This is a genomic window from Massilia sp. NP310 (assembly GCF_019443485.1).
Classification (GTDB): Bacteria; Pseudomonadota; Gammaproteobacteria; order Burkholderiales; family Burkholderiaceae_D; genus Telluria; species Telluria timonae.
Map to the genome: position 1 here is coordinate 2,035,894 of NZ_CP080379.1, position 12,034 is coordinate 2,047,927.

The window sequence follows — 12,034 nt, forward strand, 5'->3', positions numbered from 1 at the left end:
GATGCTAAAAGCCAGAACGTCGATTACTCGTCGTTCTTGGTCTTCAGGACCTTGCGACCACGGTAGAAGCCGTTTGGCGAGATGTGGTGACGCAGGTGGGTTTCGCCGGTGGTCGGCTCGACTGCCAGGTTAGGGGCGGTCAGGAAATCGTGCGAACGGTGCATGCCGCGCTTCGATGGGGATTTCTTATTCTGTTGAACTGCCATGATAACTCCTAGTACAAAGTTCTAAAATTTTAACACATTCGATATGCAAACCAGATGCAAATCGAGTATCTCGGCGGCAAGCTTTTGACGGCTGCCGACATGTTGAACGCTGCTACAACTACCGCGAATGCCATACTCGATTGCACGCGTTTGACACGTTTTGTTGCAGATTTTGGGCGACATTGTTTCTACGCTGCCGCCACCGTACTGCGAAACCTGTAATGCTGATTGTTACTACTAGCTCTTCTTAGTCCGCCTTCAGGTTCTTGAGGGCGGCGAAAGGCGATACTTTATCGGTTTTCAGGCTATCGAGCAAGCCCGTATCCGGACAAACGTCATGTCGCGGCGACTGCGGCAAGGCCAGCAGGGCCTCGTCCTCGAGCAACTCGCGGATGTCGCAGGTGCGGCTGCCGACGATCACGTCGATGCTTTCGTCGTCGAGGATTTCCTCGATCGCGTCGGCATCCTCGTCGTTCTCGCCCAGCACCAGCATGGTCGACGAATCGATCTCGTAATCCATAGGCTGCAGGCAACGCTGGCAGACCAGCTTCACATGCCCGGCGACCGCGAGGGTCAGCGAAGGATAGCCCTGACGGGTCTGGCCGCCCTGGATGGACCAGCGGATATCGCCGCTCTTGTCCGTGCTCTCGGCGGCGAGACGGGTCATCTCGACCAGGGGCGTAGAGCCTTCACGATGGCCGTCGTTCTTGCAAAACTCGAAGGCGTCGATGACAAAAGCGCTCATTTAGAAAGTTACCCCGGAAAACCTGCGATAATAGCAGGCTTTTCGCGCCAGCGTCAAAAAACCGTCGTATTCCTGCCAAACCGCGCCATGACACCAATGCCTCCACTCATCCTCGCATCGAGCTCCGCCTACCGCCGCGAACTGTTGCAGCGCCTGGGCCTGCCCTTCGAGGCGATCGCGCCCGACATCGACGAGACGGCGCTGGATGGCGAAACACCGCAAGCCACCGCCCTGCGCCTGGCGCGCGAAAAAGCGCAGGCCGTAGCAACCCTGCATCCCGGCGCGCTGGTGATCGGCTCCGACCAGGTCGCCACGCTGGACGGGCTGCAGATCGGCAAACCCGGCGACCACGCACGCGCCCTGGCCCAGTTGCAGCTGATGCGCGGACGCGAAGTCGTGTTCCATACCGCCCTGTGCCTGTGGGATGGCCGCGTCGCCGACCCGAGCCAGGCCGCCCAGCTCGAGAACGTGCAGGTGCGCGTCGCATTCCGCGACCTGCCGGACCACGAGCTCGACGCCTACCTGCGCATCGAGCAGCCGTATGACTGCGCCGGCAGCGCCAAGAACGAAGGGCTGGGCATCGCCCTGCTCGAAAGCATCCAGTCGAACGACCCGACCGCCCTCACCGGCCTGCCGCTGATTGCCCTGACCGGGATGCTGCGCAAGGTCGGCGTACGGTTCTTCGGCGCCTGAACCACTATTGATCTCACCATGCCTGGCACCCTGTACCTGATCCCCAATACCCTCGGCCCGACCGACGCCAACTCCGGCGCCCTGAACGCCCTGCTCCCGACCCAGGTGCAGGCGCTGACCAGCAAGCTCGATTACTTCGTGGCCGAAAACGCCAAGACCGCGCGCGCCTTCCTGAAACTGATCGCGATCGACCATCCATTGGCCAAGCCGCTGCAGGAAATCGAGATCGCTGAATTGAACGTGAACACGCCGCCGGCGGCGCTGGCGCAACTGCTGGCGCCGCTGCTGGCGGGACGCGACGCCGGCCTGGTGTCGGAAGCCGGCGTGCCGGCCGTGGCCGACCCCGGCGCCGACCTGGTGCGCCTGGCCCACCAGCACGGCATCGCGGTGCGTCCGCTGGTGGGGCCGTCGTCGCTGCTGCTGGCCGTCATGGCCAGCGGCCTGAACGGCCAGAGCTTCGCCTTCAACGGCTACCTGCCGACTGACGCGGCGCAGCGCACCAAGCGCATCGTCGAGCTGGAGAAACGTTCGCGCGCCGAGCGCCAGACCCAGTTGCTGATCGAGACGCCGTATCGCAACGGCGCCATGCTGGAAGCGTTGGCGGCGAGCTGCCAGCCGGGCACCCTGATCTGCGTGGCGACCGACCTGACGCTGGCGACCGAGTCGGTGCGCACCTTGACGGCGGCCAAGTGGAAGGCCGCGCTGGCGGCGAACAAAGGGCCGGATTTTCACAAGAAGCCGACCGTGTTCCTGTTGCTGGGGCAGTAAGCCGGCCGCGGGCCGGCTTCAGGATCGCTACTGCAGTGACTGCTGCACTGGCGCCTGGGCATCGTTGGTCAATTCGCGCACCCAGTCGAACGCCGCCAGCTCGATCTCGCGCACCTCGGGCACGGTCAGGCCGATCTTCTTGAGCGCGCAGGCCAGCTTGCCGCCGCCCTCGGCCGCCTCGAGCAATTCGGCGATGCGCAGCATGGTGCCGAAGTCGCCCTCGCGCTCGAGCAGGGCCTCGCGCACATCGTGCGCGATGTCGACATGGGCCAGGATGTCGGCCATCGGCACCGAGAACAGGGCTTCGGCCAGCGACATGATGCCGACCGTGAAGGCGCGGTCGGCGCTGGCGGTGTCGCCCGGACGCACGCGCAGCGTCATCAGTTCGAGCAGCTTGCCGCGCGTCGTGGCCAGCTGCAGCAGCGGCGACTTGAGTTCGACCCGGGCGCCGGCCGCGGTGTACAGCAGGATCTGCAGCCAGCGCCCCAGCTGGCGCCGGCCGAGCTGGACCAGGGCCTGCGACAGCGATTCGATGCGCGGCCCCGGCACCGCGCGGCTATTCACCAGGCGCAGAAGGTTCAGGCTAATCAGGGCGTCGCGCTTGACGGCGGTCTCGATCGCCTGGCTGTCGGCGTTCGAGTTGACCAGTTCCAGCAGGCGCAGGATGGTGATCTCGGACGGGGTGATCTTGCGTCCGCTCAGGATCGCGGGACGCGCAAAATAATAGCCCTGGAAATATTCGAAGCCGAGTTCCATGCACAGCTTGAACTCGTCGATGGTCTCGACCTTCTCGGCCAGCAGGCGCTTGCCGGTGCGGCGCAGCGAATCGACCAACTGCGCCAGCTCGTTCGGGGCGACGCCCTTGACGTCGACCTTGATGATGTCGACCAGCTGCACCAGCTTGTCGAGCTCGCTCGAGTGCTCGACCACGTCGTCGACCGCGAACTTGAAGCCCAGTTCCTTGAGCTCGGCCACCCGCGCCAGCAATTCCGGCGTCGGCTTCACGGTCTCGAGGATTTCCAGGATCACCTTGTGGGATGGCAAGAAGCGCACGAAGTCGCTCATCAGCACCACTTCGTCGACGTTGACGAAGGCCAGCTGCTCGCCCACCACCTGTTCCATGCCGAGCTGCGAGGCATGCGAGATGACGGCGGCGGTGGCCGCCGCGCCGTCGGTCAGCTTGGCGTCGTCGTCCTCGCCGGCCGCACGGAACAGCAGCTCGAACGCCACCAGATGCTGGTCGCGCCCGAGGATGGGCTGACGCGCAAGAAAGAAATCATCGGACGGCACGGAGACCGCTGCCGTTGCATCGGCATGCATCGAAAAATACTCCTGGAAACAGTCACGGCAGCGCGCCGCGCCTGGTGGGCGGCACGCGCCATCCACCTGTGCCGACTATACTACAAAAATGCTAATCTTAGCATTTCGACATCGAATCGAACGGGGCGCGGATCAGCCGCGGCCGCCGCCACCCTGGCGGGTTCGCCCGTTGCGTGGGGCGCCCGGCGCCGCCGGTCGCGCCGCGCTGGTGCGCGCGCTGCGCGGCGCGCCGTCGCGCGGCGCGGCGTTGCGTGGACCACCCGCGCGCGCCGGCTTGGCCGGGGCGGCCGGCGCTTCGTCGGCGCGCGGCATGCTCTGGCCCGGCAGGCGCAGGCTACCCTTGCCCGACAGCGGACTGGCGCGGCGCGCATTGCCCACCGGCGCGCGCGGCGCGTCGCCCACCAGGCGGCCGGCGGCGGCGCCCGTCACCTGCGTGCCCTTCTCGATCGTGAAGCGGGCGCCGGCATCCTTGCCCAGCACGCGCACCAGGTAGGGCATGACTTCGCGCAGGATCGGCTCCAGCGTGTACGGCGGATTCAGGATGAACATGCCGCTGCTGTGCAGGCCGGTGCCGTCCGGGGTCGGGGTATTGGTGGTGAGCGTGACGTTGAGCCATTCCTTGGCCGGCAGGCGCTTGAGGCGGTCGGCGAACTGGCGCGACTCCATGCGCTGCAGCACCGGATACCAGATGGCGTAGGTGCCACTTGGGAACTTGCCCAGCGCCTCGTCGAGCGCGTCGCGCACGCGCTTGTAGTCGTCCTTGATCTCGTAGGGCGGATCGATCAGCACCAGCGCGCGGCGCGACGGCGGCGGCAGCAGCGCCTTCATGCTGTGGAAGCCGTCGCCATGCTCGATGATCACGCGTCGGCCGCGCGAGCGCTCGCCCTGCTCGGCCTTGTGTGCGTCGAGCTTGCGGAAGTTATCGGCCAGGATCTTGCAATCGGCGGGGTGCAATTCGAACAGGCGCAGGCGATCCTGCTCGCGCGACATCTGCTCGGCCACCCAGGGCGAGCCCGGGTAGTAGCGCATCTTGCCGCTCGGATTCATGCCCTTGATGAGGTCGAGGTATTCCTTCAGCGGGGCCGGGACGTCGCTGCAGTTCCACAGCGGGCCGATGCCGGTATCGAACTCGGCGGTCTTGGTCGCCTGGAAACTGTCGAGCGCATACACGCCGGCGCCCGAGTGGGTGTCGATATAGGTGTAGGCGGCGTCCTTCTGGTTCATGTACAGGTGCAGCTGCACCTGGACGAAATGCTTGAGGACATCGGCGTGGTTACCCGCGTGGAAGGCGTGGCGGTAGCTCAACATAAGCTGGAATTCCTAAAAGAGGTTTGCCGCAAGAAAGTTGGCGGCAGAATTAGGCGCCATTATCCACTACAACCGCCCGGGGCTGGAAATGCCTTGCGCCACGCAAAAAGCCGCAGCCCTTGTGAGGCTGCGGCCGGCAAGAAAAGCGGCGCGGAAGGTGTTACCGGTTCAGGCGACTTTCTTCGCTTCGAAGAACTGTTCATCCTCCGTCGAGCCATGCAACGCGGTGGTCGAGCTCTGGCCCTGCTGGATGGCCTGGGTCACGGCGTCGAAGTAGCCGGTGCCGACTTCGCGCTGGTGCTTGACGGCGGTGAAGCCCTTCTCGGCCGCCGCGAATTCCGCCTCTTGCAGTTCGACGAAGGCCGACATGCCGCTGCGGGCATAGCCGTGGGCGAGATTGAACATGCCATAGTTGAGCGCATGGAAGCCGGCCAGGGTGATGAACTGGAATTTATAGCCCATGGCGCCCAGTTCTCGCTGGAATTTGGCGATGGTGGCGTCGTCCAGGTTCTTTTTCCAGTTGAACGAGGGCGAGCAGTTATAGGCCAGCATCTTGCCCGGGAATTTCGCGTGGATGGCGTCGGCGAAGCGGCGCGCGAACTCGAGGTCGGGCTTGCCGGTCTCGCACCACACCAGGTCGGCATACGGCGCATAGGCCAGGCCGCGCGAGATCGCCTGCTCGATGCCCGGCTTGACCCGGAAGAAGCCCTCCACCGTGCGCTCGCCGGTGCAGAATTCCTTGTCGTTGGCGTCGACGTCCGAGGTGAGCAGGTCGGCGGCCTCGGCGTCGGTGCGGGCGATCACCAGGGTCGAGGTGCCCATCACGTCGGCCGCCAGGCGCGCGGCGTTGAGCTTCTCGACCGCCTCGCGGGTGGGTACCAGCACCTTGCCGCCCATGTGGCCGCATTTCTTGACCGAGGCCAGCTGGTCTTCGAAGTGCACGCCGGCGGCGCCCGCCTCGATCATCGACTTCATGAGCTCGTAGGCATTGAGCACGCCGCCAAAACCGGCTTCGGCATCGGCCACGATCGGCGCGAAGTAATCGATGTCGTCCTTGCCCTCAGACCATTGAATCTGGTCGGCGCGCTGGAAGGTGTTGTTGATGCGGCGCACGACCAGCGGCACCGAGTTGGCCGGATACAGCGACTGGTCGGGATACATCTCGCCGGCGGCATTGGCGTCGCCCGCCACCTGCCAGCCCGACAGGTAGATGGCCTTCAGGCCGGCCTTCACCTGCTGCATGGCCTGGTTGCCGGTCAGGGCGCCGAGGGCGTTGACGTAGGGCTCGTCGTGCACCAGCTTCCACAGCTTGTCGGCGCCGCGCTTGGCCAGGGTGTGCTCGATCGGGAGCGAGCCGCGCAGGCGGACGACGTCGGCCGCGGTGTAGTTGCGGACCACGCCTTTCCAGCGCGGGTTGCTGTCCCATTCTTGCTGCAGTTCGGCGATTTGCTGTTCACGGCTGGTCATGATGCTCTCCTGAAGTCAAAGACATGATTGAAGGTAGTGCGAATCCGTTGACATCATCTTAGCCCGGTTTGTGCGCAGCACAATCACTCTTATATAAGACAGAAAAGTAAAATTTATTCCTTTATATTCATATAGTTGCGCTCACCAATCCATAATATGAAATAAAATTTCTTACCATGAGAGCACAGCCGCATGCGGATTTGCTGCGCATCCCGCATCGCGGGACCATGATTTCGCATCATGAAAAACGACGAAGGGCGCGGCAAAAGCCGCGCCCTTCGTTACCGGAACAACCGTTCAGTTACTTGGCCAGGTCGACCGTCTCCTCGCCGAACGCCAGTTCGCCATGGCGCACCCGCACCGGGATCGTGTCCTTCGGCCCGAAGCGTCCCGCCAGGATCGCCTTGGACAGCGGGTTCTCGATCTGCTGCTGGATCGCGCGCTTGAGCGGGCGCGCGCCATACACCGGATCGTAGCCGGCCTCTGCGATTTTCTGCAGCGACTCGTCGTCGATGTCGAGCGTCATCTCCATCTTGGCCAGGCGCGCTTCCAGGTTGTGCAGCTGGATGCGGGCGATGGCGCCGATGTTCTTCTCGTCGAGCGCGTGGAACACCACGATCTCGTCGATCCGGTTGATGAACTCCGGGCGGAAGTGGCCGCGCACCTCGGCCATCACCGCCAGCTTGACCACGGCCGGCTCGTCGGTGTCCATCGACTGGATCCGGTGCGAACCGAGGTTCGAAGTCATCACGATCACCGTGTTCTTGAAGTCCACGGTGCGGCCCTGGCCATCGGTCATGCGGCCGTCGTCCAGCGCCTGCAGCAGCACGTTGAACACGTCCGGGTGCGCCTTCTCGATCTCGTCGAGCAGGATCACGCTGTAGGGCTTGCGGCGCACCGCCTCGGTGAGGTAACCGCCCTCTTCGTAGCCGACGTAGCCCGGCGGCGCGCCGATCAGGCGGGCGACCGAATGCTTCTCCATGAATTCGCTCATGTCGATGCGGATCAGCGCATCCTCGGTGTCGAACAGGAAGGCCGCCAGCGCTTTACACAGCTCGGTCTTGCCGACCCCGGTCGGGCCCAGGAACATGAACGAGCCGTACGGACGGTTCGGATCCGACAGGCCGGCGCGCGAGCGGCGGATGGCGTCGGACACCGCCTCGATCGCCTCGTCCTGGCCCACCACGCGCTTGTGCAGCTCGTCCTCGATGTGCAGCAGCTTGTCGCGCTCGCCCTGCATCATGCGCGCCACCGGGATGCCGGTCGCGCGCGAGACCACCTCGGCGATCTCCTCGGCGCCCACCTGCGTGCGCAGCAGCTTCGGCTTGACGTTGTCGGCTTCGGCGCGGGCCGTGGCGTCCTCGGCCTGGCGCAGCTGCGCCTCCAGCTCCGGCAGGCGGCCATACTGCAGTTCCGAGGCCAGCTGCCAGTTGCTCTGGCGCCGCGCTTCCTCCATCTGGTAGCGGATGCGCTCGATCTCTTCCCTGATATGGGTCGTGCCCTGCACCGCGGCCTTCTCGGCCTTCAGCACTTCTTCGTAGTCGTTGTACTCGCGTTCCAGGCGCGCGATCTCTTCGCCCAGCAGCTCCAGGCGGCGCTGCGAGGCCTCGTCGGTTTCCTTGCGCACCGCCTCGCGTTCGATCTTCAGCTGGATCATGCGCCGCTCGAGGCGGTCCATGACTTCGGGCTTGGAGTCGATCTCGATCTTGATCTTGGCCGCCGCCTCGTCGATCAGGTCGATCGCCTTGTCGGGCAGGAAGCGGTCCGTGATATACCGGTGCGACAGCTCGGCCGCGGCGATGATCGCCGGGTCGGTGATGTCCACCTGGTGGTGCAGCTCGTATTTTTCCTGCAGGCCGCGCAGGATGGCGATGGTGGCCTCCACGCTCGGCTCGTCGACGATGATCTTCTGGAAGCGGCGCTCGAGGGCGGCGTCCTTCTCGACGTACTTGCGGTACTCGTCGAGCGTGGTCGCGCCGACGCAGTGCAGCTCGCCGCGCGCCAGCGCGGGCTTCAGCATATTGCCGGCGTCCATGGCGCCTTCGGCCTTGCCGGCGCCGACCATGGTGTGGATCTCGTCGATGAAGACGATGGTCTGGCCTTCATCCTGCGCAAGTTCCTTCAATACGCTCTTCAGCCGTTCCTCGAATTCGCCGCGGAACTTGGCGCCGGCCAGCAGCGCCGCCATGTCGAGCGACAGCACGCGCTTGCCCTTGAGCGAATCGGGCACTTCGCCGTTGACGATGCGCTGGGCCAGGCCTTCGACGATGGCGGTCTTGCCGACGCCGGGTTCGCCGATCAGCACCGGATTGTTCTTGCTGCGTCGCTGCAGCACCTGGATCGCGCGCCGGATCTCGTCGTCGCGGCCGATCACCGGGTCGAGCTTGCCGGCGCGGGCGCGCTCGGTCAGGTCGAGCGTGTATTTTTTGAGGGCTTCGCGCTGGCCTTCGGCCTCGGGCGAATTCACCGTTTCGCCGCCGCGCACGGCCGAGATGGCCGACTCGAGCGACTTGCGCGCCAGGCCGTTCTCGCGCGCCAGGCGGCCGGCGTCGGACTTGTCCTCGGTCAGCGCCAGCAGCACCATCTCGGACGAGAGGAACTGGTCGCCGCGTTTCTGCGCCTCGCGATCGGACAGGTTCAGGAGCGCCATCAGGTCGCGCCCGACCTGGACGTTGCCGCCGGCGCCGGTCACCTTGGGTTGGCGCTCGAGCGCCGCCTTCAAGGCATTGGTCAGCCCGCCGACATTGACGCCGGCGCGCTGCAGCAGCGAGCGCGCGCTGCCGTCGTCCTGGTTCAGCAGGGCGAGCAGGAGATGGACTGTTTCGATGTATTGGTTATCGTTGCCGACCGCCAGGCTCTGGGCATCCGCCAGGGCTTCCTGGAGCTTGGTCGTCAATTTATCTTGCCGCATGGTGTTGCTCCCTAGAGGTTTGTTATTAGCTGGAGAGCAAGATAGGGGTGAGTGGCGACATTTCAAGATGTTGGCGGGCTGTGCTCTCCTGCCATCCCGTACAATGCGCACACGACGCTTTTCGTCCCTGCAAATGAATTTATTCAGCATTCTCATCACCGACCAGGCCCACGCCGGCCAGGCGTGCGAACGTGCCGGCCTACCCGGCACTGGCGCGCAGCGAAGATACGGCCGTGATGCACGCCATGCTGGCGCGCGGGCGGGTGCTGCTGCTCGATGCGCCGTGGGCGTCCACCTATGCAGACCGGGGTGAATACCTGGGCTGCGGAGCACTTCGCGGCGATCTGGACGGCAGCCAGTTTCGAGCAGGCGGAAACGGGGTACGACGCAGCATTGGCCGCCTTGGGAACGTATGGGCCGCGTGCGGCATATGCGACGGCGCTGACGCCGGCCACCTGACATATCGCCTCGCGGCGTAACCCGCGCCTATGGCGCCGGCGCCGGTTATCAGAACTGAAGCGGAAGTCGCCGGCTTTTCCATGCATCGCTCATACCCGACCAGCGCTATGATTCATCAAATACATTATTTCTCAGAAGCATGTTTTCGCGACTCGACTCCAGCCTGAAGATTTTCGGCGCCCTGATCATCGTCATCCTTGCCTGTCTTGCCACGCTGCCGATCCTCAGCAGTTCCCAGGCCAACGCCACCCTTGAAGCGCTGAAGGAAGGGGCGGCCAAGGAACGTGCCTACAATCTGATGCTCGACCTGCTGCAGGATGCCGAAACCGGACAGCGCGGCTTCCTGATCGGCAGCGACGAGAGTTTCCTGGCCCCGTACAATGCCGGCGTGGCGGGCATTCCCGCCGCACTCGAGCATCTGCAGCGGCACGCCAGTTCGGAAGCGGAGCGCACGCAGGTGGCGCGTATCGCCGAACTGAGCCAGGCGAAGCTGCTTGAAATGGACCGCACCATCCGCCTCAAGAAAGCCGGGAATGCGAAGGCGGCCATGGACATGGTGGCCAGCCAGAACGGCAAGATCATCATGGACGAGTTGCGCACCCTGCTCGGCCGCCAGCAAAAAGCGCTGGCCGACCATCGCAACGGCTTACGCGACGAGCTGACCGCGACCCTGCGCTACAACTCGGCACTGGGCATCGGCGCCAGCCTGGCCAGCCTGGTCCTGATTGGGGCGACCATCTACATCGTGACCCGGAGCCTGAACGAACAGGCGGAATCGGCGCGCCAGTCAAAGTCGCTCGCGGAGAGCAACGCACAGCTGGCGCAACAGTCGGCCATGCGCGCCGAACGTTTGTCGATCACGGCCAATATGCTGCAGGCGCTCGACAGCGTGAAGACACTGTCCGAGCTGGAGCAGGTGTTACCGGTATTCCTGCGCAAATTGTTGCCGGACACATCTGGCGCGGTCTATCTCTATCGTAATTCGCGTGACGTGCTCGAGCTGAAGGCAAGCTGGGGTCAGGTAGAGGAGACGCCGCCCACGGTAGCGCCAGGCGAATGCTGGGGCCTGCGCTTGGGCAAAGTCCATCTCGCCACGCGAAAACACGACCTGTGCTGCGACCACGGCGCCGTCTGGCTCAGTGCCCACGAGACCCAGGCCTGCGTGCCGATGATTTCCCAGGGCGATGTGATCGGGATGCTGGTGATCGCCGGCGACTGGCACGACGGAAATCCGGTCGACAACGCGCACATTGTCACGCTGGCCGAACAGCTCAGCCTGGCAGTCAGCAACGTCTTGCTGCGCAATACGCTGCGCTACCAGTCGACCGTCGATCCGCTGACTGGCCTGTACAACCGGCGATTCTTCGACGAATCGCTCAAGCGCGAACTGGCGCGCACCCAGCGCAGCCGCAGCGTCTGCTCGGTCGTGATGATCGACCTCGACCATTTCAAGCGCATCAACGACACCTATGGCCACGATGGCGGCGATCTCGTGCTGCAGTCGGCCAGCCGCGTGCTGTTGCAGCGGGTGCGCGCCAGCGACGTGGCGTGCCGTTACGGCGGCGAGGAATTGGTGCTGATGCTGCCCGATTGCGACGCCGAAGAAGCCGCGAAGTGTGCCGAAGCGATACGCCTGACCCTGACCGGGATGGTCATCCAGCACCAGGGCGCGACGATCTCGGGCATCTCGGCGTCGTTCGGCGTGGCCGAGTGGCGTGGCGATGGCGGGCAGGAGGCCGATCCGCTGCAGGCGGCCGACCGCGCCCTGTACGCGGCGAAGAAGGCCGGGCGTAACCGGGTAGTGGTCGCCGCCACCCCCCTCTCGCTGAACGGCGAGGCAGCCGCGCCAAGCTGAATCGGGGCCGACCAGCGCTAACTGCTCGACTCGGCCTTGTCCACCGCGTCGTACACCACGCCGCGCACGACCACAGATGCACGAGATGCAGCAGCTGCAGCTTGTCGATCGCCAGCCCGCTCGGCCGCACGAAACCGCCGAAGCGCTCGGCGTAGTTGCCGCGGCCAAGGCCGACGCTCTCGATCTCGTCACGCATCATTCGCGGCCGGTGTTGCCGTCGGCGTACACCGAATACGAGAACGCCCACTTCTTGCCCTCGATCGCGGCCAGCACCCGGGCGCAATGATCGTCCTCGAACCAGT

11 protein-coding genes are annotated in these 12,034 nt (G+C 64.7%); 5 read left to right on the plus strand and 6 right to left on the minus strand.

The window, feature by feature from the left end; all coding sequences use genetic code 11:
• Positions 1 to 23: 23 nt before the first annotated feature.
• Together rpmF and KY496_RS08795 are read right to left on the minus strand one after the other, a co-directional pair.
• Positions 24 to 206 (minus strand): 50S ribosomal protein L32, encoded by a 183-nt coding sequence (gene rpmF / locus KY496_RS08790; RefSeq protein WP_005666806.1) that lies wholly within the window; start codon positions 204 to 206, stop codon positions 24 to 26.
• A 247-nt stretch (positions 207 to 453) separates the two neighbouring features.
• Positions 454 to 951, minus strand: coding sequence for a DUF177 domain-containing protein (locus tag KY496_RS08795; protein WP_208277943.1), 498 nt, complete (start codon positions 949 to 951; stop codon positions 454 to 456).
• A 96-nt stretch (positions 952 to 1,047) separates the two neighbouring features.
• Between KY496_RS08795 and KY496_RS08800 the strand changes: the two genes are divergently transcribed.
• Together KY496_RS08800 and KY496_RS08805 are read left to right on the plus strand one after the other, a co-directional pair.
• Positions 1,048 to 1,644 (plus strand): Maf-like protein, encoded by a 597-nt coding sequence (locus tag KY496_RS08800; RefSeq protein ID WP_219864502.1) that lies wholly within the window; start codon positions 1,048 to 1,050, stop codon positions 1,642 to 1,644.
• An 18-nt stretch (positions 1,645 to 1,662) separates the two neighbouring features.
• Positions 1,663 to 2,412 carry an SAM-dependent methyltransferase gene (locus KY496_RS08805; protein WP_219864503.1) on the plus strand — a complete coding sequence of 250 codons (750 nt, stop codon included), beginning with the start codon at positions 1,663 to 1,665 and terminating at the stop codon, positions 2,410 to 2,412.
• Positions 2,413 to 2,439: 27 nt separating this feature from the next.
• Here the strand turns inward: KY496_RS08805 and KY496_RS08810 are convergent, their stop codons facing one another.
• From KY496_RS08810 to clpB, 4 genes are all read right to left on the minus strand, one after another.
• A complete protein-coding gene (locus tag KY496_RS08810; protein WP_219864504.1) occupies positions 2,440 to 3,732 on the minus strand; it encodes an EAL and HDOD domain-containing protein in 1,293 nt (430 codons plus the stop codon).
• Between the two features lie 132 nt (positions 3,733 to 3,864).
• Positions 3,865 to 5,040: a 23S rRNA (adenine(2030)-N(6))-methyltransferase RlmJ gene (locus tag KY496_RS08815; RefSeq protein WP_219864505.1), complete on the minus strand. Its 1,176-nt coding sequence runs from the start codon at positions 5,038 to 5,040 to the stop codon at positions 3,865 to 3,867.
• A 168-nt stretch (positions 5,041 to 5,208) separates the two neighbouring features.
• Positions 5,209 to 6,507, minus strand: coding sequence for an isocitrate lyase (gene aceA, locus KY496_RS08820; RefSeq protein ID WP_005666794.1), 1,299 nt, complete (start codon positions 6,505 to 6,507; stop codon positions 5,209 to 5,211).
• A 301-nt stretch (positions 6,508 to 6,808) separates the two neighbouring features.
• Positions 6,809 to 9,418, minus strand: a complete 2,610-nt coding sequence (gene clpB, locus KY496_RS08825) for an ATP-dependent chaperone ClpB (RefSeq protein WP_219864506.1) — start codon at positions 9,416 to 9,418, stop codon at positions 6,809 to 6,811.
• Positions 9,419 to 9,609: 191 nt separating this feature from the next.
• Here clpB and KY496_RS08830 point away from each other — a divergent pair, with 191 nt between their 5' ends.
• The 3 genes from KY496_RS08830 to KY496_RS08840 all read left to right on the plus strand — a co-directional run bounded on the left by KY496_RS08830 (position 9,610) and on the right by KY496_RS08840 (position 12,018).
• Complete coding sequence (locus KY496_RS08830) at positions 9,610 to 9,897, plus strand: hypothetical protein (RefSeq protein WP_219864507.1); 288 nt, start codon at positions 9,610 to 9,612, stop codon at positions 9,895 to 9,897.
• A gap of 119 nt (positions 9,898 to 10,016) precedes the next feature.
• The gene (locus KY496_RS08835; protein ID WP_219864508.1) at positions 10,017 to 11,732 is read left to right on the plus strand and encodes a diguanylate cyclase; all 1,716 of its coding nucleotides are present in this window, start codon (positions 10,017 to 10,019) and stop codon (positions 11,730 to 11,732) included.
• 76 nt (positions 11,733 to 11,808) lie between these two features.
• Positions 11,809 to 12,018, plus strand: coding sequence for a hypothetical protein (locus KY496_RS08840; protein ID WP_219864509.1), 210 nt, complete (start codon positions 11,809 to 11,811; stop codon positions 12,016 to 12,018).
• Positions 12,019 to 12,034 lie beyond the last annotated feature (16 nt).